This is a genomic window from Brevibacillus reuszeri (genome assembly GCF_002897295.1).
In the GTDB taxonomy this organism is placed as follows: Bacteria; Bacillota; Bacilli; order Brevibacillales; family Brevibacillaceae; genus Brevibacillus; species Brevibacillus reuszeri_A.
This window is the reverse complement of record NZ_BEXF01000001.1, coordinates 133230-155368: the sequence shown is the minus strand read 5'-3', so window position 1 is coordinate 155368 and position 22139 is coordinate 133230. Positions and strand designations below refer to the sequence as shown.

The 22139-nt window shown below is 49.3% G+C and carries 17 protein-coding genes and 2 riboswitches; of the genes, 4 read left to right on the top strand and 13 right to left on the bottom strand.

All coding sequences use genetic code 11. The features are described from left to right. Positions 1-19: 19 nt before the first annotated feature. The 7 genes from C3B52_RS00730 to C3B52_RS00700 form a co-directional block, all read right to left on the bottom strand. Positions 20-2110, bottom strand: coding sequence for an ABC transporter ATP-binding protein (locus tag C3B52_RS00730; RefSeq protein WP_103104182.1), 2091 nt, complete (start codon positions 2108-2110; stop codon positions 20-22). A gap of 21 nt (positions 2111-2131) precedes the next feature. Further along, positions 2132-3874 (bottom strand): ABC transporter ATP-binding protein, encoded by a 1743-nt coding sequence (locus C3B52_RS00725; protein ID WP_103104181.1) that lies wholly within the window; start codon positions 3872-3874, stop codon positions 2132-2134. A 114-nt stretch (positions 3875-3988) separates the two neighbouring features. Then, the gene (locus C3B52_RS00720) at positions 3989-4558 is read right to left on the bottom strand and encodes a GNAT family N-acetyltransferase (protein WP_103104180.1); all 570 of its coding nucleotides are present in this window, start codon (positions 4556-4558) and stop codon (positions 3989-3991) included. Between the two features lie 145 nt (positions 4559-4703). After that, positions 4704-5744 (bottom strand): S-methyl-5-thioribose-1-phosphate isomerase, encoded by a 1041-nt coding sequence (gene mtnA / locus C3B52_RS00715; RefSeq protein ID WP_103104179.1) that lies wholly within the window; start codon positions 5742-5744, stop codon positions 4704-4706. Next, positions 5741-6970, bottom strand: coding sequence for an S-methyl-5-thioribose kinase (mtnK, locus tag C3B52_RS00710; RefSeq protein WP_103104178.1), 1230 nt, complete (start codon positions 6968-6970; stop codon positions 5741-5743). Before mtnK ends, mtnA begins: the two co-directional genes overlap by 4 nt. Positions 6971-7135: 165 nt before the next feature. Continuing rightward, a riboswitch (SAM riboswitch) is annotated at positions 7136-7283 on the bottom strand. Between the two features lie 92 nt (positions 7284-7375). Continuing rightward, positions 7376-8587: an anti-sigma factor gene (locus C3B52_RS00705; protein ID WP_235615551.1), complete on the bottom strand. Its 1212-nt coding sequence runs from the start codon at positions 8585-8587 to the stop codon at positions 7376-7378. Then, positions 8568-9050, bottom strand: a complete 483-nt coding sequence (locus C3B52_RS00700) for a sigma-70 family RNA polymerase sigma factor (RefSeq protein WP_103104625.1) — start codon at positions 9048-9050, stop codon at positions 8568-8570. The genes C3B52_RS00705 and C3B52_RS00700 overlap by 20 nt, the downstream gene beginning before the upstream one ends. A 196-nt stretch (positions 9051-9246) precedes the next feature. Then, positions 9247-9356: riboswitch (SAM riboswitch) on the top strand. Positions 9357-9518: 162 nt separating this feature from the next. Between C3B52_RS00700 and C3B52_RS00695 the strand changes: the two genes are divergently transcribed. The 4 genes from C3B52_RS00695 to C3B52_RS00680 are packed head-to-tail and all read left to right on the top strand — an operon-like array spanning position 9519 to position 12590. Beyond that, positions 9519-10733 (top strand): 2,3-diketo-5-methylthiopentyl-1-phosphate enolase, encoded by a 1215-nt coding sequence (locus tag C3B52_RS00695; protein WP_103104176.1) that lies wholly within the window; start codon positions 9519-9521, stop codon positions 10731-10733. Then, positions 10730-11404, top strand: a complete 675-nt coding sequence (locus C3B52_RS00690; RefSeq protein ID WP_103104175.1) for a 2-hydroxy-3-keto-5-methylthiopentenyl-1-phosphate phosphatase — start codon at positions 10730-10732, stop codon at positions 11402-11404. The genes C3B52_RS00695 and C3B52_RS00690 overlap by 4 nt, the downstream gene beginning before the upstream one ends. A 3-nt stretch (positions 11405-11407) precedes the next feature. Next, entirely contained in the window at positions 11408-12064 is a 657-nt protein-coding gene (locus tag C3B52_RS00685; protein ID WP_103104174.1) for a methylthioribulose 1-phosphate dehydratase, read from the top strand. A gap of 13 nt (positions 12065-12077) precedes the next feature. Next, the gene (locus tag C3B52_RS00680; protein WP_103104173.1) at positions 12078-12590 is read left to right on the top strand and encodes a 1,2-dihydroxy-3-keto-5-methylthiopentene dioxygenase; all 513 of its coding nucleotides are present in this window, start codon (positions 12078-12080) and stop codon (positions 12588-12590) included. Between the two features lie 66 nt (positions 12591-12656). Here the strand turns inward: C3B52_RS00680 and C3B52_RS00675 are convergent, their stop codons facing one another. The 6 genes from C3B52_RS00675 to C3B52_RS00650 all read right to left on the bottom strand — a co-directional run bounded on the left by C3B52_RS00675 (position 12657) and on the right by C3B52_RS00650 (position 22064). Beyond that, complete coding sequence (locus tag C3B52_RS00675) at positions 12657-13781, bottom strand: Ger(x)C family spore germination protein (protein ID WP_103104172.1); 1125 nt, start codon at positions 13779-13781, stop codon at positions 12657-12659. Beyond that, positions 13778-14878 carry a GerAB/ArcD/ProY family transporter gene (locus C3B52_RS00670; protein ID WP_103104171.1) on the bottom strand — a complete coding sequence of 367 codons (1101 nt, stop codon included), beginning with the start codon at positions 14876-14878 and terminating at the stop codon, positions 13778-13780. The genes C3B52_RS00675 and C3B52_RS00670 overlap by 4 nt, the downstream gene beginning before the upstream one ends. Continuing rightward, a complete protein-coding gene (locus C3B52_RS00665) occupies positions 14875-16431 on the bottom strand; it encodes a spore germination protein (protein ID WP_103104170.1) in 1557 nt (518 codons plus the stop codon). Before C3B52_RS00665 ends, C3B52_RS00670 begins: the two co-directional genes overlap by 4 nt. A gap of 210 nt (positions 16432-16641) precedes the next feature. Continuing rightward, positions 16642-18420, bottom strand: a complete 1779-nt coding sequence (locus C3B52_RS00660) for an acyl-CoA dehydrogenase family protein (protein WP_103104169.1) — start codon at positions 18418-18420, stop codon at positions 16642-16644. Between the two features lie 37 nt (positions 18421-18457). Next, on the bottom strand, positions 18458-19636 hold the full coding sequence (locus C3B52_RS00655; protein WP_103104168.1) for an acetyl-CoA C-acetyltransferase: 1179 nt from the start codon (positions 19634-19636) through the stop codon (positions 18458-18460). A 19-nt stretch (positions 19637-19655) separates the two neighbouring features. Next, positions 19656-22064 carry a 3-hydroxyacyl-CoA dehydrogenase/enoyl-CoA hydratase family protein gene (locus tag C3B52_RS00650; RefSeq protein ID WP_103104167.1) on the bottom strand — a complete coding sequence of 803 codons (2409 nt, stop codon included), beginning with the start codon at positions 22062-22064 and terminating at the stop codon, positions 19656-19658. Between the last annotated feature and the right edge of the window lie 75 nt (positions 22065-22139).

The window sequence follows — 22139 nt, the reverse complement described above, 5'->3', positions numbered from 1 at the left end:
GATAGCTCTCTCTATTTCTCTATCTTACTTCGACTCTACTACCCTGCTGCAACTGGTACATTTTCCGATACAGCCCATCTTGTTCCATCAGTTCTTCATGTGTTCCTCTCTCGGTTACTTCCCCGCGGGAGAGTACCAGAATCTGATCAGCATGCTGAATCGTAGACAAGCGGTGAGCAATGATGAATGTTGTCCTGCCTTTGGACAGCACATGCAGAGCTTCCTGAATGGCCAGCTCTGTTTCACTGTCAATGCTGGCGGTCGCTTCGTCCAAAATCAATATCGCCGGGTCAGCAGCAAGCGCACGGGCAAACGAGATCAGCTGACGCTGTCCTGCAGACAATGTCATCCCACGCTCTACCACTGGCTCATCGTAGCCACCTGGCAATTGCTTGATGAATTCATCCGCGCGCACTGCCTCAGCGGAAGCTCTGACTTTTTCGTCCGTAATTGTTTCATTATACATGCGAATATTAAAGCCGATGCTTCCCGTAAACAAAAACGGGTCCTGCAAAACCAATCCCACATGCTGGCGCAATGCGTGGGTGTCGATGGACTTCATGTCTTCCCCATCGATAAGAATACGGCCTTTGGAAACCGGATAAAACCCGAGCAAAAGGTTCATCAGCGAGCTTTTCCCGGAGCCCGTATGTCCAACCAGCGCAATTGTCTGGCCTGGCTTTGCCGTGAAGGAGACGTTTTTTAACACGTATTCATCGCCGTTATACGCAAAGGATACCTGGTCAAAAACCACTTCCCCCTGTGGTCGACTGATTTGTTTGCCTTCAACAGCTGTCTCTGACTCTGGCTCTGTATCCAAAATGTCAAAGACGCGTTTGGCTGAGGTCGTCGCTTGTGCCAGCTGAGACAGCCGCCCCATAATCATGTTGATCGGCTCAAAGAAACGCCCCATATAATCCACAAAGGCAAACAACGCCCCGAAGGAAATCGCACTGTGAAAAGAAGTAGAACCGAAATACCAAATAATCAAGGTCAACGAAACCTTCCAGATCAGATCTACTGCTGGTCTGAGCAAAAATGATTCCAGATTGATCTCTTTCAATCTCACCTTGAAATACGCTTCATTTACATCGGCAAACTCTTTTTGCACGCCGTCTTCACGACGAAACGCCTGCACGATCGACATGTTCTGTATCATCTCGTTGATCATCGCATTCATATCGCTAAGACGTGAACGGATAATCGCATAATAGCGAGAGCTGTACTTTTGGTAAAAGAACACGAGTAAAACAAGTATGGGCACTGTTAAACAGCAAAACAGCGCAAGCTCTGGCTGCAAAATATACAGGGCAATCAAAATTCCGATCAAATACAGCCCATTCTGTACAAAAGTAGCCAGCACACTTACATACAACTCACGCACTGCCTCCGTATCATTACTGACTCTGGAGACGAGTGAGCCTACTGGTGTCTTGTCGAAGAAAGAAACCGGGAGCTTTTGCAGGTGAATAAACAGCTTCATCCGCATCTGTTGAATGATGCGCTGTGCAATCGTCTGCAGCCACAGAATCTGAATATAGTTGAAGCCCGCAGATAATAAAATCAGCACCGCATACCCAACAGACAACCACAAGATCGGCAGCATATCACTGCTATACATCGCCTTTACTTCTTCGGCAGTAAGCTTGATCCCTGTATAGGTCGCACTCGTACCCGCCTGCTCATTCGTGTTGACTACCTTTACGTGCTCACGACCGTTTTCTTGTGCCAACGGGGTAATCTGTTTTTTCCCATTTTGATCCACATGGCCAGTCACCAGATAGTAGGTGGTGCCTTCTGCCAGCACCGTCATTTGCCTATTCTTTAATTCATCCGGAGAAAGACCCGTTTCTTCTATGAAATCTTCCCGCACATAGTACTTGTCGTTTAGCGATACGGCTGCTTCTGCAGCTGCTTGCGGCTTATCCTGCAGCTCATACCAAGGCTTTTGAATCCCGAGAATATGGTTGTCAATCATCACTTTCGCTAAAAAGGGCCCTGCCAATTCCGCACTGGTCCCGAGCACTAGCAAAAACAGCGCACCGATGATTTGCTTTTGAAACGGCTTGGCGAAATCCGTCAGCCGACGCCACACATTTTGCCCGCTCATGAAACGCTCTCCCTCCTCTCTCTAACCGGTGACATCCTGCTCCATCTGTTGGCGACGATACTGCTCCGCGTACCAGCCATTTTTTTGCATCAGCTCGTTATGCGTCCCTCGCTCCACGATCCTGCCTTCGTCCAGTACCAGGATTAACTGTGCATGCTGAACGGCAGACAGGCGATGTGCCGTAATAATCGTTGTTTTATTTGCACGCTCCTGCCGTAAATGACGCAAAATGCTTTCTTCTGTCCGAGCATCTACCGCGGATAACGAATCGTCTAAAATCAAAATGTCGGCATCAACCAGGAGTGCACGAGCAATCGAAATGCGCTGCTTTTGCCCGCCTGAGAGCGTTACTCCCTTTTCTCCCACCATTGTCTGCAGACCGTCCTTGAACTGCGCCAGATCGCCTCTCATTTCCGCCAGCTCCAGCGCACGAACGATTTCCTCATTTGTAGCATCTGGACGACCGAAAGCGACGTTTGCCTCAATCGTGCGAGAGAACAGCAAATGCTCCTGGGGAACATACCCGATCTTTTCCCGCAGAGCGTGGAAGGAGAGCTTTTCAATCGGTACACCGCCAACCAAAAGTGAACCTTCATTCATATGATATTGATGCAAGAGAGAGCGACAGAGCGTCGACTTCCCACTTCCCGTGCGACCGACGATCCCCAACGTCTCGCCTTCCTCTAGAACAAAGGAAATATCAGAGAGTGCAGGCTGATCCGTTCCTGGATAGCAAAACGAAAACTGACGTGCTTCCACGGTGTTTGCGGCTACAGTCGTTACTGGATTTGCTGCTTCTTTTACATCCGGCTGCTCCACCAAAAGCTCCGAATAGCGTTTGTGGGAGGCTCCGCCCCGCTGCAGTACATTTACCAGCCAGCCAAAAGCAAACATCGGCCAGATCAACAATCCGAGATACAGATTGAAGGCGACCAGATCGCCCAATGAAATCGAGCTGGTGAAAACCAGATACGTACCATACCCAAGACCAATCAAAAAGCTAAAACCAATAATGATCGCGATCGTTGGTTCAAATAAGGCATCAATCCGCGATACACTTACATTTCTCTCCAATGTTTTCTCGCTGACGCGCCGATATGCCTCCACATCCGCTTTTTCCTGGACAAATGCACGCAGTACACGCACGCCAGAGACCGATTGCTGAACATGGTCATTCATTTCTCCGAATGCTTCCTGAGCCAAATAAAAGCGGTCATGCAAAAGCTTTCCATAATAGGCGGTTGACCACGCCAAAAAAGGCATCGGGATCAATGCAGCCAATGTCAGCTTCCAGTCGATGACGGTCACCATCACACCCAGCGTCAATAACGTCATGAACAAGGAATCAACAAGCGTCAGCACTCCGGTACTGGCTGTTTGCTCAATCGCCGGAATATCATTCGTCGCTACAGCCATCAAATCTCCACTGCGCTTGCGGTGGTAAAAGGACGGCGTCATCTTCGTCAAATGAGAAAATAGCCGCTCACGCAAGGTCCGCTCCAGCAAGAGCGCTCCTCCATTCAGCAAATACCTCCAGACAAAGCGCATCACATACAAAAGCACACCAAGCACCAGCAAAATTACCATCGCCCTAGTCAAATCAGGTATAGTTAATGAGCTGTTGCGAATCGAATCCACCGTCTCCCCGATCAGACGAGGCGGCCAAAGCATAAGCACATCGATCAAAAACAAAAAAGAGATACCAATAACGTATCGCTTCCAATGAGCTCGAAAAAACCAGGACAGTTGTTTTAGTGTCTGCATGTCCGTCACCTCATTTCATTTGCAGGCAATCTCTTCTTCCACTTAAAAAAGGGCGCGCGAATCACGCAGCCCCTTTTTGTACTTATTCCATCGTAATTTACTGAATTTTCCTTGTCAATCTAACTTTTTTTCATTCTTGAAATCATCCCACTCTTCGCGCAGCAAGCTGTATACCGCATGATCGACATAGTGATCGTACAAAAATTCATTACGGCGCAGGACGCCCTCCAGCTGAAAGCCCAGACGCTCTGGGATCGATCTGCTTTTCCAGTTCTCTGTTGCCGCTTGAATGGTTACCTTTTCCATTCCCCATGAATCAAAAATCAGCTTGTCGATATAAACAGCGACTGCCTCTGTCATCAAGCCGTTGCCCTGGAATCCTGCTCCCAGCCAATAGCCGATCGAGGTCTTTTTATTGATCCAGTCCAGATTATGAACGCCCAGCGTCCCTGCCAGACGACCTTTGAACCAAATGCCATAGTGTGTTCCTTGATTGTTATTATGTTGGTTGATTGTCATTTGAATAAAGCCCGCTGTATCCTCTACCCGATTGGTGAAATCGAGCCATGGCAGCCATTGCTTCAGATGAGCACGGTTGGTATCTGTCAGCCAAAACATCTCTGTCGCGTCCGCTAGCTCTAATTGCTTTAAATACGACTCCTCTGTCATCACGATGTGCCTCATACCAAACCCTCCTTATTAATCTGTAGCACTGGTGTGCTTTCCATTGTTTATGCTCGATTATGGTGCAGGACGAATCTTTTGGCAAGAAGTGTGTAATGAAAAAACGCCCACCTCTATGGCGAGGCGGACGTGCTGCAAGAAACATTTACTTTTTGCTTTTACCGATTTCTTCTGGCTTGAAAATGCCTGTTTCCGTCACAATTGCTGTGATGTACCTCGCAGGCGTCACATCGAATGCGGGATTGTATACTTTGATATCGTCTGGTGCGACTTGCTTCCCGAGTCCATGCGTAATTTCCTCTGCTGGACGCTCTTCAATCGGAATATCAGCACCTGTTGCTGTTTCCAGATCGACAGAGGACAGTGGAGCTGCTACATAAAACGGAATCCCGTGAGCTTTGGCAAGTACAGCCACGCCGTACGTTCCGATTTTGTTTGCAACGTCACCATTTGCTGCTACACGATCTGTCCCTACGATGACTGCCTCTACTTTGCCTTGAGACATTACCATTGCTGCCATGTTATCGCAGATCAGCGTCACATCAATACCCGCCTGCTGGAGCTCATAGGCGGTCAGACGTGCGCCTTGCAGGACTGGACGCGTTTCGTCTGCGTATACTTTAAGGTTCCAGCCGCGTTCTTTTGCCAAATAAAACGGAGCAGTCGCCGTTCCATAGGCCGCTGTCGCCAGTGCGCCAGGGTTGCAGTGCGTGAGAATGCCCATGCCATCGTGCAGAAGCGTCAGCAAATGCTCACCGATTGTCCGGCACACCTCAGCATCCTCTTTTTGAATCGCCAGAGCCTCGTCAAGCACCGCAGCCTTCAGCTCAGCAACAGACAAACCTTTCTCTTTTTCCACACGGGCCTTGATGCGATCCAGCGCCCAGAACAGATTGACCGCAGTTGGGCGGGAAGTGCCCAGGTAGTCAGCCTGCTTGGTCAATTCTTTCCAAAATTGCTCGTGTGATTCTGCCTCGCTGCCGCGAACGCCCAGATAGAGTCCATATGCCGCAGCCATTCCGATTGCAGGTGCTCCGCGTACTTGCAAATGGCGAATGGATGCCCATACTTCCTCGGATGTCGTCAGGTTCAAATAAATCGTTTCTACTGGCAAGCGCGTTTGATCAAGCAGAACGAGGCAATCGTTCTCCCACTTGACCGGCGCAAATTGTGTACTCGTTGTCATACCGTGGTAGCCTCCTGATAGTAGCGTGCGGTAACTGTACGGACAATGTCCGTGATGTCTGTTGATTCGCCTACATTGCCGCGGCCGAGGATCAGCGCTTCACCAATAGCCAGCGCCAAACGTTCTGCTTCTGCACGCGTTTGCTCATCCTCGATGGCATTCAAATCTGCCACTCCCGCTAGCCCAATCACGCGGCGCAGGATTTTGCAGCCAGCATAACCGGCCGTGTCCTGAATCAGTCGTTCTACATAGCTCTGCCAGAGGCCTTCTACGTGAGCGCTGCGTTCTTTTGCCTGTTTATGCCACAGCTGAACAAACTGAGAGACGAATTCGTTCCAAACATCTTCGACCGTCTCCAGTAAGTATTCGCGGTATGCGTCCCGTTCTCCTTGGTCTTTTTGCAAACCGTGCTGACCAGCGTAATTGAGCAGGAGGTTGGCAATGACCGCACCGATATCAAAGCCGATTGGGCCGTAGTAAGCAAATTCAGGGTCAATAGCTTTCAAGCTCGTTTCGGTAATAAAGATGCTTCCTGTATGCAAATCACCGTGCAAAAGCGCTTCTGCGCGAGTCAAAAAGTCATATTTAAGCTTGGCGATTTCGAGCTTCAGTGGCTTGTTGCTCCAGATCGCTTCTACTTCCGGGCGAATCAATGGATTGAAGTTATTCGTTGGTGCATTTTCGTAAGGATCAGTAAAGACCAGATCTTCAGTAATTTTGCATAATTCGGGATTTAGGAATGTTCCGACTAACGCCTTTTTTTCGTATGGATGCGCCCCGAGATCAGATGTGTAGAACAAGGTTTGCGCCATGAAACGACCAATTTGCTTGGCAAAGAGCGGGTAACGCTTTCCTTCGATGAGACCTTTGCGCATAATGATGTGGTCACCGACGTTTTCCATTACGGTCAAAGCCAGCTCCTGGTCAAAATGATACACTTCCGGTACGAGATCAGGTACGTATTTGTGCTGAATACGCAGGGCTTCGCTCTCGATACGTGCACGATCAATCGTCAGCGGCCATGATTCCCCAACCACACGCGCAAATGGCAACGCCTGCTTCACAATCACGCTCTTTCCGGTAGCTTTCTCTTGAATATCAAACACCAGATTGAGGTTTCCATCCCCGATTTCGTGACTCGTCAGCTCTGCTCCCTCAGTAAACAGACCTGGCAAACCCTTTACGTACTCCACTGCTTCCTGCTCGGTCAACGCACGATAAGCCATGATTCATTACTCCCCTCAATGTCATTTTGTATTTATCTCTAGTGGACTGGATGCTTGCCCCAGTCTAGCAATCAAACTGCAGCCATTTCAGATATGCAAAAAGACCTCTTTTCCCGAAGAAAAGAGGTCGCTGTCGTCACGTACAAAATAAACGTGTCTTTGTCCCCCTTATCTTCCAGACCACTTTTGTTTCTGCAGGAATTAGCACCGTGCACGTCGCCTGAAACTTTAATCGCTACAAAAGCGACCAAAGAGCGTCATGTCGGTTGCCGGGTATCATCGGGCCAGTCCCTCCACCTTCTCTGGATAAGGTATCCATCGTATGCAATTATGATTTAGTTTGAATCATACAGCCACACTTACACGCTGTCAACACCCTTTTTCAGCTGCCTCCATCCATTTTTACTACCAGCTGTAGTACGCCCCAGAAGCAGCTGGGCGATCCCAATTCCACCAGTCCACCTTGCCCAAAAAAGCCGCTGTAATCGACTTTTCCTGTTGCAGCTTGAGCAGCTCCTTGGTCGGTCCTGTCAAAACAGCACCGTAGATACGGACGCCATTTTTTTGCATGTACTGGTAACGCTCGGCAATTTGAGGCTTGCCTCTGGAAACCAAGCTAGACCCTATTTCATTGGTCAGCCGCTCCTGTTCGGAAAGATATTTCATTTCGCTCAAATAAGCTGCTGCCCGGCGTGGTCCTTCGCCGTTGACCTGAATCGGGGCATTCCCATAGTTTAGCTCCCGCTCCGCAAATCCCCAGACGTCACCAGCCCCGAGAAGACGAACTCCTTCATCAGCCTCAATGCGTGCTTGTTCCTGCCCCGAATCAACAGCAAACCAGACTGTTTCAAATGCATCGTTGCTGACATATCGGGAAATTAGTGCGTAATATTCCTCGTAGCTCAATAAATGGTCAAAGGAGATGGCCAGCTGAGATACTGTGCCCTCCGGCAGCTTTTCCATCGTCGTCCAGGCAGGTTTACGCAGATGCTCCGAGTCCGCCGGCATCAACTTCTGCCCCGTAATCGGGTAGTTGAAAAAGAGCTTTTGCTCTCTGATCCCGTTTGTCCACTCTGGCTTTGCACTGGTTTTCCACAAAAAGTTGGTGCTTTCGAAGGTTCCTGCGTTTTTATCCTCGCTCCCTATCCGCTCACATAGTTCCATCCTGATCTTGCCGTAGAATAAACCGACCTCTGAGCCACTGCTGCCTACACTTACGCCAGGCTGCGTGAAGTTGACCATATCCTTGGCGACTCGGAACAAATCGTCATGCATCAGGGAACCAAACCAGCCGTTCACCACAAACAGCAAGACACCTGCAAAGAAGGCAAGCCCCATCGTAAACGCGGAATTAGACAGGCGCATCCTCCATTTTCCCCGCCGAATAATAGCACGCTGTTTCTCTTCTGTCAGAGCGGCAGGCGCCTCTTTGCCGGGGTCAGAGCTAGTGCCTTGCTCTTCCCCCAACAGTAGCCGTTCTAATCGCTGGGCGTATTCCTCATCTCTGATTACTTCTTCTCCGAGCCTTTGCTCCTCGCCCTCTGTCATTTCTCCTCGCAGGTAAGCGAGCAGCTTTTGATCCCGGCTATTTTTGTCTTTATTCTCCATCTGCTCCATCCCTCCACAACTTTCGCATCTTTTGCCGCCCTCGAAACAGGGAACGCTTTACGTCAGCCACATCGATACCCAATATTTCTGCGATTTCTGCATAGGAAAAGGAGGCTGCTGCAAGCAGAATGACCTGCTTTTGCTTTTCCGGGAGCTGCAGAAGAATTTCCTGAGCCATTTCCCACATCTCCTTGTTCACCACAGTTTCCGCAGGATCATCCACCTGCTGATCTGCATGTTCAGGCAGCTGTCCTACAAGCTGTAAGGGTCGCTTCGCCTGTTTGCGATGCCAATCGACAAAGGCGTGATACGCTACCTTGAACAGCCACGGCCTGACTTTTTCCCCGTGGTAATCGTCCAGGGACAAAAAGGCGCGGAAAAAGGTTTCCTGCGTCAGGTCCTCTGCCTGCCGTGCATCGCGTGTCAGCCGGAAAAGGTAGCGGTATATATCGTTTACGTGCAGTTTGTACACGTCGTCCAAGCTTACTTTCCCAACGCTTCCACACCCTTTCATTGACTACCACGCTTTGCACGGAAAAAAGTTTCACCTCGTCCACATTTCCTTTGTTCTTTTGTGCACACTTGGCGGAAAAACAATTTGACTCCCGGTTCATATCGTCTTATCATGATGGTATTGCACACGATGAAACAGCGTGTGAACCATATTACTCTTATCGCGAGCTGGCTGAGGGACTGGCCCTATGATGCCCGGCAACCGGCGCTCTTCTATTTTTGATTGATAGAATAGCGAAACGGTGCTAATTCCAACGGATAAGAGTCGAGACAGGAGAACCACTTCTGCGCGTCTCGGCTACTGACCCGAGAGATGAGAGGAGACGAAGACTCTTTTATAGTCGACAACCGCCTCCCTACTCACGGGGAGGCTTTTTACATTTCCTGTACGTTTCCTGTACGAACAAAAAGGAGGATTAGCCCTGGCATGAGTGAGCAACGCATCCTCGTAACTTATTTGACACAAGCCAAGGATCTAAACAAAAAAGCAGCTGCAATCGCAGTCGGAATGACAGTCGGATCATGGACTGACCTGCCCGCTGCCAAGCAAGCAGAGCTGCAGCCATATTTGGGCGAAGCCGTAAGTGCGACCCCGCTTGAAACACTTCCGAACGGGGAAACTCGTGGTTTGATAACCGTCAGCTACCCTACTCGGAATTTTACACAAGATATTCCGTCTCTGTTGACAGGCATTTTCGGAAAGCTCTCCATGGATGGGAAAATCAAGCTCGTTGACGTCGTTTTTCCAGATTCATTCCTGACAGCCTTCCCGGGTCCGAAATACGGAATCGACGGACTACGCAGCCGTTTAAGTGCGCACGATCGTCCGCTTCTGATGAGCATTTTCAAATCCTGCCTCGGCCTACCATTTGATGATTTGAAGACACAGTTTCGTGCCCAGGCATTGGGCGGTGTTGATCTGGTCAAAGATGACGAAATCTTCTTTGCAGATGATCGTGCACCTTTTTTGGAGCGAATCAAAGCATTTAAGCAAATTGCAGAGGAAACGGAGGCGGAAACAGGCAAGCCTGTCCTGTATGCAGCCAACCTGACTGGTCCTGTACACGAGCTGAATGAAAAGGCAAAGCGTGCGGTTGAAGCAGGTGCTGATTGCCTGCTGTTCAACGTACTGGCCTTTGGCTTTGACGCTTTGCACAGACTTGCACAGGACCCGGATGTCCGCGTGCCTATCATGGCTCACCCGGCTTTGGCTGGTGCGTATTATCCATCGCCTGATTACGGGATTGCCACTCCGCTATTGCTCGGTACATTAATGCGGATCGCAGGTGCTGACCTGGTACTGTTCCCGTCCCCATACGGCAATGTAGCCTTGGACAAAACGGAAGCACTCCAGCTTGCCCAAAATCTCACGGCACCACTGGAGGGTATCCGCCGTTCATTCCCGGTTCCGTCTGCCGGAATACATCCTGGCCTCGTGCCACAGCTGTTTGCAGACTTCGGATTGGATCAAATCGTCAATGCTGGCGGTGGAATTCACGGCCATCCAGGCGGAGCGACCGCAGGAGCAAAAGCATTCGTCGCTGCAATCAAAGGAGTCACAGCTGGACATACGTTGCAGGATGCGGCGTCTGAATCGCCAGAGCTGGCTATTGCCCTGCAGAAATGGGGTGGCGGACGATGAGCAAAAAGCTGGTCCTCTTCTGCGACTTCGATGGAACCATCACGGAAAAAGACAATATCGTAGCGATTGTTCGCAAGTTTGCTCCCCCTGAGTGGGAAGCGCTGACCGAGCAAATCCTTTCCCAAAAGATAAGCGTACAGGAAGGAGTAGGCAAGCTGTTTCAGCTTCTCCCCTCTTCCCTGCGCCAAGAGATCGTGGACTATATCGTAAACGAAGCTTCTATTCGTCCCGGCTTTGCCGAATTCGTAAGCTTTTGCCGCAGCGAAGGCATCGAGCTGTTGATTACGAGCGGGGGAATCGACTTTTTCGTAGAGCCGATCCTCGCACCGTTTGATCTGTCCGGTGTGCCTATCTACTGCAATGGCAGTGATTTCTCAGGCGAACGTATTACCATTACATGGCCGCACTCCTGCGACGAACACTGCACAAACGGCTGTGGAATGTGCAAGACCACCATCATTCGCCGCTATGACCCTGCTGATCATTACCGCGTCGTCATCGGCGATTCCATCACTGATTTGGCAGGTGCAAAGATTGCTGATTTTGTGATCGCTCGCTCCTTCCTCGCTCAAAAATCGGTGGAGCTGCAATTGCCACATCAAACCTTTGCCACGTTCCACGACGTGATTGCTATTTTAAAAGAAATCCAATTGCAACAGGAGGTCGTCTGATCCATGACAGCAACCCTAGAAGAGCGCCTGGACGCATTTCGTCGTCTCGATGACGCCAAGCTAACTTTTGCCCGACGGGACTGGTTCCCCGGCACCAGTGGCAATCTTTCGATTAAAATAAAGAGTGAACCGCTGCAATTCGCGGTAACAGCAAGCGGCAAGGATAAAACAAAGCTTTCCCCAGAAGATTATCTGGTAGTGGACAAAGACTCCCGCCCGGTAGATGCAACAGCGCTAAAGCCTTCGGCGGAAACCTTGATCCACGCGGTCGTCTACAACAAATTCCCGCAGGCAGGTGCCTGCTTCCATGTTCATACGGTTTGGAACAACCTCATCTCTGAGCTGTACTTTGGACAACGCGCCTTCTCCATCCAGGGGCAGGAGCTGATCAAGGGTCTGGGAATCTGGGAAGAAAACGCACAAATCACGGTTCCGATTGTTGAGAACTTTGCCGATATTCCAACTCTAGCAGCCGCAATCGAAAAAGTAATCACCCCTGAAGTCCCTGGGGTTCTCATTCGCAACCACGGAATTTACGCCTGGGGCGGCAACGACTTCGAAGCCAAGCGTCATCTGGAAGCATTTGAATTCCTGTTTGAGTACCACGCCCGCTGGCTGCAACTGCGCCAAGCTGCCGTGTCCACTACATCTACTAATTGAGGAGGATTTTACGATGGCACAAGTACGTTTTCACGACAACAACGAGTACATTAGCGCTCCAGAGGAAGTAGTTGCATTCCTGAATTCCCAAGGGATCATTTATGAAAACTGGGGAGTAGATCGTTTGGATGCAAAGCACCGCGACAACTACAGCCCAACTGATGAAGAAAAACAAGAAATCCTGGACACCTTTAAGCCTGAAATCGACGACATCAGCAAGCGTCGCGGCTACTTGACAGCAGATATTATCGTCCTGTCCGACAAAGTTCCGAATTTGGATGAGCTGCTGGTGAAATTCAAAGGAGAGCATCATCATACAGATGACGAGTGCCGCTTCTGCGTAGACGGTCATGGCATTTTTGCAATCAAAGGAAAGGACGATCGTTACTTTGACGTTGAGCTCTCCCCTGGCGATCTAATTTCCGTACCGCCAAACTACCGCCATTACTTCACACTGATGGACGACCGTAAAATCAAAGCAATCCGTCTGTTCGTAACTCCAGCAGGCTGGGAAGCAATCTACTAATTCAAAAGCGAAGCCAAGAACCCTGGTCATTTTCGGACCAGGGTTTCTTTTTTGGACGCACAGCGTTTATTTGATTACACCATTTCCTTTGATCGATACATCTGGGACGATCCGGACAGTAGCTTTGGCGAATGCTTTCGTCCAATCATCCTCTACCTTTTTCCACTCTTTGTACGCGTACGCACGTGCGTATAAGCCGAAGCCAAACGGGTCGGTATTCTCCTTTTGACATTTCTTAATTAATTGAGCGTATTCCTTGCTCAGTTCTTCCTCGATCATTTTCTCCATTTTCTTATAGTCTTTCTCCATATTGAACGGAAACAATCTCTCCGAAATAGCAATTCTCAGCTTAAGCTGGACGTCGAATTGGAAGCTGCCGTTTTTGTATTCGGTCTTCACTTTTCGAGATACGCCCTTGACGATATAACTGATCTTGTCCTTCAAAATTTTCTTTTGACTTTCTTCCCCTAATGGCACATGAACCGTAAGTGATATTTCCCCCCGCTTTTCATATAGCAGCATTTGCAGGAGAATGGTATCCCTCTCATTTATCAGCTCTCGGTAGGCTCCCTGTTTGGATAGAAGCGCCGTTCCCATGACCATAACAGCCTTGTTCTTTTCCTTTTTCATCTCCGTCACTGATGGGGTCATTCCCTTTTCATACATTTGCCTGTGAAACTCCTGCGCTCTCGTTCTGACGGTAAGATTCCGGTAGTTTGCAGTGTCGATCAGCTTGGTTATATGGAGGGCCAAACGAGGCTTGTCCTTGGGGTTGAAGTGAAAGAGATCATGAACAGGTCCATCAAAAACGACAATTCGCGCATTCACGGTAAATCGAGCGTCGCGAAAAAATACATCCATTACCCTAAACCAATCAGGATGCTGTAAAAGCCGCTTTCCAAGTACCAGCACCTGTATTTTCCCCGCAACAGTCAACGCCGTTACCAGCCTGTCGTAGCCAAGCCTTGCCTCGCGCATGGTATCTGCTTTTACCCCAAATTCCTCCGACTTTTCCTTCGCTTCTCTGCTGAAAACGGGACTGGTCATATAAAACAGAAGTTCATTTTTTTCGTTTAGATCTATACCCGTCATCAAAGCAAGCGTGGTATCCTCCAAATTAATCCGATCCATGCACCCTGGCAGCACCGTAACCAGAACAATTACCAATATGATGTGTATGAGCTTATTCAAGCTTTTTGACCTCCAGCCGATTTTTGTTGTAACAAAACTAGGCCCGACGCCAAAATAGGTAAGATATAGCCCACAGCCAATCCTGCGAGGCTCCACATCTCACTCCATTTTTTCACCTCAACGAACGAAGGTGTATACAGCCAAAATGCCACTACAAGCAGCGGAATTACTATTTTCAAATGCATTCGATGATCCTGCATTCCAAATAACTGACTTGTGGTAAAGACAGTGAAATACATGTACGGAATCGTGGTGGTTGACAAAATGAGGGAATAGAATGCGAGAAAAATAATATCAACTCGCTCCAAAAACCTGTATTCAATAACTTTCCACAAATTAAGCGTAGGCCATTTATACTGCGTTATTTCGTCTGGACTGAAAAAGGCAAAACAGAATAAAGTGACCGATAAAAACACGAGCAGTGACAATGTATTCGCTACTACAATTCCGAGCGTAGCATGTTGTTTTTTCTGAAGAAACGGATAAAGAAAAAATGCCAGCTCAAACCCCAAAAAAGACAATATCGTGGTTTTAGTCGCAAGCAAAACAGGTCTTATCCCCTCTTTTAGAACAGGCAGCAAATGCAGCCAATGCGTATCTTTGAATGATGTCATGAGCACAAAGGGCATCCAAAGGGTGATATAGAAAATCAGTTCCGAATACCTTCCAATTACGCGCAATCCCCCTCGAACGATATAGTAGATAGGTATACCGAACAATATGACCACGATATAGGCAGGGGTCTGAGTCAATATCCATACATTGATTATCCCGACTGTATTGGCGACAACCGTAAAAAGGGCTAACGCACAGTATATTGCCACAATTAAAATGCCAACCTTGCCTAGCCATCTGCCCAAAAAGAGTGGAAGGATGTCGATAATGGTGTATCCAGGATAGCGCTTCATGATGTTGATGATGAGCATGCTGGCAAGTAAGGCACACATCCATCCAAGGATGAGAGAGATCCAACCGTCCGTACCTGAGACTTCTGCTAAATCTCTCGGCATGGACAAAACGCCGATCCCCACCTGTGTACCGTGAATCAAAAGGATGTATTGGAGGAGGGTTATCTCGTTGTACGCGTACTTTTTCACTTTCCTTCCTCCTTTTGACGGTCGTCCTCTAGCCTTTGCGATTGAACAGCTCTTGCACTCACTGGTCGCTCAGTCATTTTAAAAAGCGGCAGGCGAATAAAAAAGTCTTTCCAGTCCTTGAATCTTACAGGGGCTAACGGACTTCCGTATGGGACACCTAATGATTCCAATGAGATCAGATGTCCAATCAAGGTCATGAACCCGATGACGATCCCCACAATCCCAAACATAGCGGCGAGCCCCATCATGAGAAAGCGAATCAGCCTGATAGCAGACGCCATATCATAGTTCGGGATGATGAACGAAGAAATGGCAGTGAAGGCAACCACAATCACCATGATATTGCTGACAATTCCGGCCTGCACGACAGCCTGGCCAATGACGATTCCCCCCACAATTCCTACTGTCTGTCCGATTGGGGCAGGTAAGCGTACCCCTGCTTCCCGTAGCATTTCCAAAGTCAATTCCATCATCACGGCTTCTAAAAGCGGAGGAAATGGCACTCTCTCACGCGACTCTCCTACCGAAATGATCAGGTCTAACGGAATCACTTCGTAATTAAACGATATGACGGCAATGTAGATAGCCGGAAGAAAAGTAGCGATTAAAAAGGCCAGAAAGCGAAGAAGACGGATAAACGTCGATACCAGCCAACGCGTGCTGTAGTCATCCACATTTTGAAAAAAAGAAGCAAATGATACTGGTCCGACCAATACACTAGGAGAACGGTCGACTACAACGACGATCCTTCCTTGTAAAATATGAGATGCAGCTGAATCAGGCCTTTCGGTCGTAATAAACTGAGGAAAAGGCGAGTATGGGTTGTCCTCAATGAATTCCTCCAGCTCACCTGTATTGAGGATCGTATCTACGTTGATCTTTTTAATCCGGTTCTCTAACTCCTGAAGCACCTCTGGTTTACAGACATCCGCTAAAAAGAGGACTGAGACTTTGCTTGCTCCTCTTTCCCCTATCAAATATTCCTTGATCTTCAGTTCACGATTGGGGATATATCGGCGAATTAACGCGATATTTTGGATACCGGTCTCTACAAAACCTTGATGAGCACCCTTCAGGGATGCTTCCAGCTGAGGGTCTTCGATCGCACGCTGAGGCCAACCGTGTGTCTCCACGGATAAAGCTTCTTTTCGCCCCTCAATAAACAAAAGGCTACTTCCCTGCAAAATAGCCTCTTCTACTTCATTGAAATCATAAAGCGTCGTTACTTTTCCCACAGACAAAAGATCCATAATGCTCGTCTGGCCGCGTTCGAGTGGCGCCAACAGTGGACGCAGCACATTGTTGTTAATTGAGTTTTTGTCTACCAGTCCGGTCAAATAAACAAGAGCTAATCGTCCCTCTATGAGTTTGCTCTCGAAATCTCTGATCACTAAATCTGGAGTAAACGTAAAAATATTGTGCAGCTCAGTGATGTTTTCATTCATGCTCTCGCTGATTTCTAATGCCTTATTCGGGCGGGCTAAGCCACCTGAATGGCTATTCCGATTTGCAGCTGCTGCTCTTTTTCGTTTTAGCCATCCTCTCGACTTCATCTGACCATGTTCCTTGCGGCTTTTTATTTGTCTCGTTAGCGTTGGTGATCGCTTCCAACTTTATGCATGATGTGGTCAAAACTATTTGATACGTGCATAGCATGGCAAACGAAAAGCAGAAACAGTAAGCACCCTACATGTTGAACGCAAAAAGGAGCAGAGAAAGTTCTCTGCTCCTTCCGCTCCTTTTGTCATGTGATCTACAAGTCCTTAAACGGAGTACTCGCCAGCAGCGATGACACGGTCTGCAATCGCCCGCTTGAGCTGAACCGTATTGATTGGCGTGCGGCGCGTCAGCTTTTTCAAGATGGACAGACGCAGGCGTAAATCGTCGCCCTCTTCCATCGCCGCCAGCGCTTCCTTCGCCCAGCCTTCGATTCGATCGAATGCTTCCTGTACATAGACTGTCGTCATCTCCAGCTTTTGCTGCGCATTCTCAAGTCCTGTAGCGTCTATCGCCCGCTCCGTCCGCTTCACGACACTGTCCATTGCATACAGCTCGATCAGCATGTCTGCCGAAAATGCCAGCAGCTCCTGTTCCTTGGAAATCGCCTGCTGATACTTCATCAGCGCAGAACCTGCTACCATCAGAATGATTTTGCGGGACATGTCAATCAGATGCTTTTCAGCCGCAAGAGGCGCATCCTCGATTTCCTGCGGATAGTAGCTCATCAGCTCTTCTTGAAGGCTGGCAGCAGCTTGCATCAGCGGAAGCTCGCCCTTCATTGCTTTTTTCACGAGTGTATCAGGGATCAATAGTCGGTTAATTTCATTGGTTCCCTCGAAAATTCGATTGATGCGGGAATCCCGATACATGTTTTCGATCTCATACTCAGACATGAAGCCGTACCCACCATGGATTTGCACGCCCTCGTCCACGCAATAATCCAATACTTCTGTCGCAAACACTTTGTTAATCGAACACTCGATTGCGTAGTCTGCGATTGCTTTTGCCACCTCTGCTCCTTCGTCGGCTTTGTCTCCCAATCGATTCAAAGCAGTATCGAACAGGCCAACCGTGCGATATACCGAGCTTTCAGCTGCGTATGTTTTAACCGCCATGTTTGCCAGCTTGTTTTTGATCAGCGTGAAATTGGCAAGCGGTGTCTTGAATTGCTTCCGCTCCTTGGCGTAATTCGTCGCAATCTCCAGCGCCCGTTTAGCGGAGCCCACTGCCCCTACCGCCAGCTTATAGCGACCGACATTCAAAATGTTGAAGGCGATGACATGTCCGCGTCCCGGCTCGCCAAGTAGATTTTCGACAGGCACCTGCACGTCTTCCAATATGACAGTCCTTGTTGACGAGCCCTTGATGCCCATCTTTTTCTCCTCTGGTCCAAACGAAATGCCTGGGAAGGTACGCTCTACAATAAAAGCGCTGAACTTGTCGCCATCAATTTTGGCATAAACGATAAACACATCAGCGAAGCCAGCATTTGTGATCCATTGCTTCTCCCCGTTCAGGAGATAGTGTGTTCCATCTTCGGATAAGGTGGCGGTCGTTTTGGCACCCAACGCATCCGATCCGGAGCCTGGCTCAGTCAAGCAATAAGCAGCCAATCGTTTCCCTGATGCGAGATCAGGCAAGTAGCGTCGCTTCTGGTCGTCTGTACCAAAGTACACAATCGGCAGAGAACCAATGCCCACATGTGCTCCGTAGCTGAGAGCAAAACCGCGCGAGAGCGAAAATTTTTCTGTGACGAGTGCCGTACTTACTTTATCGAGGCCAAGTCCGCCATACTTTTCTGGCACATCGCCAGCAAGCAAGCCCAGCTCTCCTGCTTCCTTAAGCAGACGAACGGAAATATCAAACTGATGGTTTTCGATCTCTTCCAGGTGAGGGCGCACTTCGTTTACGATAAATTCCTCGGTTGTCTTGGCAATCATTTTATGCTCATCAGTAAACTGCTCTGGCACGAACATATCATCAGCCGAACCAGCATCAATCAAAAAGCTCCCACCACGGATCAATTCTTTCGTATCTGCCATTGCAAACCTCTCCTTATACGAAAATGGATGTACTTGCTTAGATCATTTCAAAGACGCCAGCCGCACCCATGCCTCCACCTACACACATCGTAACGACTCCGTACTTGCCGCCCCGTCTTTTCAGCTCGTTCAAGATAGAGATCGTCAGTTTGGCTCCGGTACATCCCATCGGGTGGCCCATCGCAATCGCGCCGCCGTTGACGTTTACTTTTTCCGGGTCCAAGCCCAGCTCGCGAATTACAGCAATTGCCTGGGAAGCGAACGCCTCATTCAGCTCGAACAAATCTACATCCGCGATGCTGATTCCTGCCAGCTTCAATGCTTTCGGAACAGCTACGATCGGGCCAATCCCCATGATATCAGGCTCTACCCCTCCTACAGTGAAGGAGCGGAATTTGGCGATTGGCGTGACGCCGAGCTCAGCAGCTTTTTCAGCCGACATCACGAGGACGGCAGCAGCGCCATCGCTTGTTTGCGACGAGTTTCCTGCCGTCACACTGCCTTGTACATGAAACACAGGGCGGAGCTTGGCCAGTGCCTCCATCGTCGTATCAGCGCGTGCACCCTCGTCCTTGTCAAATACGCGTTCTTTTACATGCAGCTTGCCCTCTACATCAAAAGAATGCTGCTTCACAGTCATCGGAACGATTTCGTCCTGAAACTTGCCTGCTTCAATCGCGGCAACCGCTCGCTGATGGCTCGTCAAAGCAAATGCATCTTGTGCCTCTCTGGTCACGTCATAGCGCTTTGCTACCTCTTCAGCGGTATGTCCCATGCCCATGTACGCTTCTGGCATCGTTTTTACGAGAGTCGGGTTGAGCGCGACCTTGTGTCCGACCATCGGCAAGAGGCTCATGCTCTCCACTCCACCAGCTACCAGCACATCGGAGCTGCCGACCATGATCTGCTGGGCGGCGTACGCAATCGTTTGCAAGCCTGATGAACAAAAACGGTTGATTGTAATCCCTGCTACATTGCTGGGCAATCCGGCACGCAGTCCAACCAAACGTGCCATATTCATCCCTTGCTCAGCCTCGGGTACAGCCGTACCCATGATGACATCTTCTATATCAGCAGGGTCTAGCTGCGGAACGCGTCTCAGCAAATCACGCACAACGGCGGCTCCCATATCTACTGGGTGGACGTCCTTCAAGCTGCCTCGCTTTGCTCTGCCGACCGCGGTCCGTGCTCCTGCGACGATAACGGCTTCTCTCATCGTTATTGCCTCCTTCTCATTAGTTGCGCAAAGGCTTGTTTTTGGTCAGCATATGCTGCATGCGTTGCTGGGTCTTTTGTGTTTTGAGCAGCTCTAGAAACGCTTGCTTTTCGAGTCCTAAAATGTATTCCTCAGTCACTTCTGTACCCGCTGGAAGATCGCCGCCAGACATGACATACGCAATCTTGTTTGCAATCAGCTCGTCATGATCAGAGATGTACCCGCTCTTTTTCATTGCGTACACATTTTGAGACAGATTGGCATAGCCGGTTTCCCCGATGACCTTGATTTTGCGCGGAGCTGGCGGCGTGTAGCCTACTTTGTCCATGGACAGCACAAGCTGCTTCGCATCGTACAACAGATGATCCGGGTTGACGCTGATCCGGTCTGTAGTTCGCAAATAACCGAGATTGATCGCTTCCTGTCCGCTCGTCGATACTTTTGCCATGGCAATTGTCTCAAACGCCTTGGCAACCAATGGGAACGAATCAACAGGCACACTACCGGCATCAGGCAGATTCTCCATGGCGCGGAACAGCATTTCCTTGGTTCCCCCGCCGCCTGGCAAAAGACCTACGCCCACTTCCACCAGTCCAAGATATGTTTCGGCAGAGGCTTGCACGCGGTCAGCCAAATAGAGGACCTCTACTCCTCCACCGAGCGTCATGCCAAACGGAGCTGCCACGACTGGACGATGCAAGTAGCGCAGCGCTCTTCCTGCTTTGTGGAAATTGGTTACTAAAAGATCGAGCTCCAGCCAGTTCTCGTCCTGGGCTTCCATGAGCGCCATCGCCAAATTCATTCCGACGCAAAAGTTTTTACCCTGATTGCCAATGACCAGGCCGACAAAGTTTTTTTGTACTTCTTCTGCGGCTATATGAGCCATTTGCAGCAAATCCATGCCCAGTGCATTATGCGGGGAAGTAAATTCCAAGCACGCCACACCGTCGCCCAAATCAATCAAGGCAGCACCTGCATTTTTACGAATCAGCTTCCCTTGCTCTTTCAGCGCAGCCAGATTGATCCGTTCCTTTTTTTCTTCTACGTTTTTATAGATACCGCCAATCGAAAATACGGCGGTGCGTCCTTCATTTTTGTTATAAAAAGAAGTTTTTCCGGTTGCCAGGAGCTCTTCCACGAGAGCTGGAATCGTCTCGCCCTCTTCGCGCATACGTGCAACGGATTTTTCTACACCGATGGCATCCCACGTCTCAAATGGTCCCAGCTCCCAGCCGAAGCCCCATTTCATCGCCTGATCGACTGCGACGAGATCATCTGCAATTTCGTGAGCTTTGTCTGCCGAATACAGTAGCACCTTTTTCAAGACGCTCCAGACAAATTCGCTCCCTTTGTCCTTGCCATATGCGAGAGCCCTGAGCTTTTCTGGCAGCGTCTTGGCTGTTTTGGCGGCATCGAGAGACGCAAATTTGGCCTTGATACTTGGACGGTATTCCAGCGTTTGGGTATCCAGCGCTAAAATTTCTTTGCCTTGGGCAGATTTGATTTGCTTGAAAAAACCTTGACCTGCCTTTTGCCCGATCATCCGTTTTTCGACCATTTGCAGTACGAATTCCGGCACTTCAAAGATGGCCTTTTCCTGTGCATTCGTGCTCTTGTTTCGGACGTTGCCTGCCACGTGTACATACGTGTCTAGTCCGACTACGTCCAGTGTGCGGAAGGTAGCGCTCTTGGGACGGCCAATCACAGGACCGGTCAAGGCATCGACCTCATCCACCCCCAAGCCGATGCGCTGCATCTCATGGATGGATACTTGAAGCCCGTATGTACCGATCCGATTGGCAATAAAGTTTGGCGTATCCTTGCACAGCACTGTTCCTTTTCCAAGCACATGCTCGCCAAAACCGCTCATAAAGGAAACAATCGCTGGATCTGTATCATGACTTGGAATAATCTCAATCAGCTTTAGGTAGCGAGGAGGATTAAAGAAATGGGTGCCAAGGAAGTGCTTGCGGAAATCTTCGGACCTGCCTTCTGCCATTTCATTAATAGAAACTCCTGAAGTGTTGGAGGTGACGATCGTCCCTGGCTTGCGATGCGCTTCTACCTGTGCGAACACCTGTTTTTTCACATCGAGATTTTCAACAACAACCTCGATAATCCAGTCCACATCGGACAAAAGAGAAAGATGGTCGTCAAAATTGCCCACTGTAATCAGATCGATGCTCTTTTTATCGTAGAGTGGGGTCGGCTTTTCTTTTAATAATCGATCCTTGCCCGATTGCGCGATGCGATTTCTGACGACGGAATCTGCCAGTGTCAGTCCTTTTTTGCTCTCGTCCTCGGTCAATTCACGTGGCACAATATCCAGCAATAAGGTAGGAATCCCCACGTTTGCCAAATGTGCTGCGATTCCGGCTCCCATCACGCCAGAACCTAGAACGGCTGCCTTGCGAATTTTGCGCTCCATCTACATATCCTCCTTACAATTAGAAAGCCTGGCTTTGCCAAGCCTTTTGGTGACGTCCTGGATGAACTTATGCTG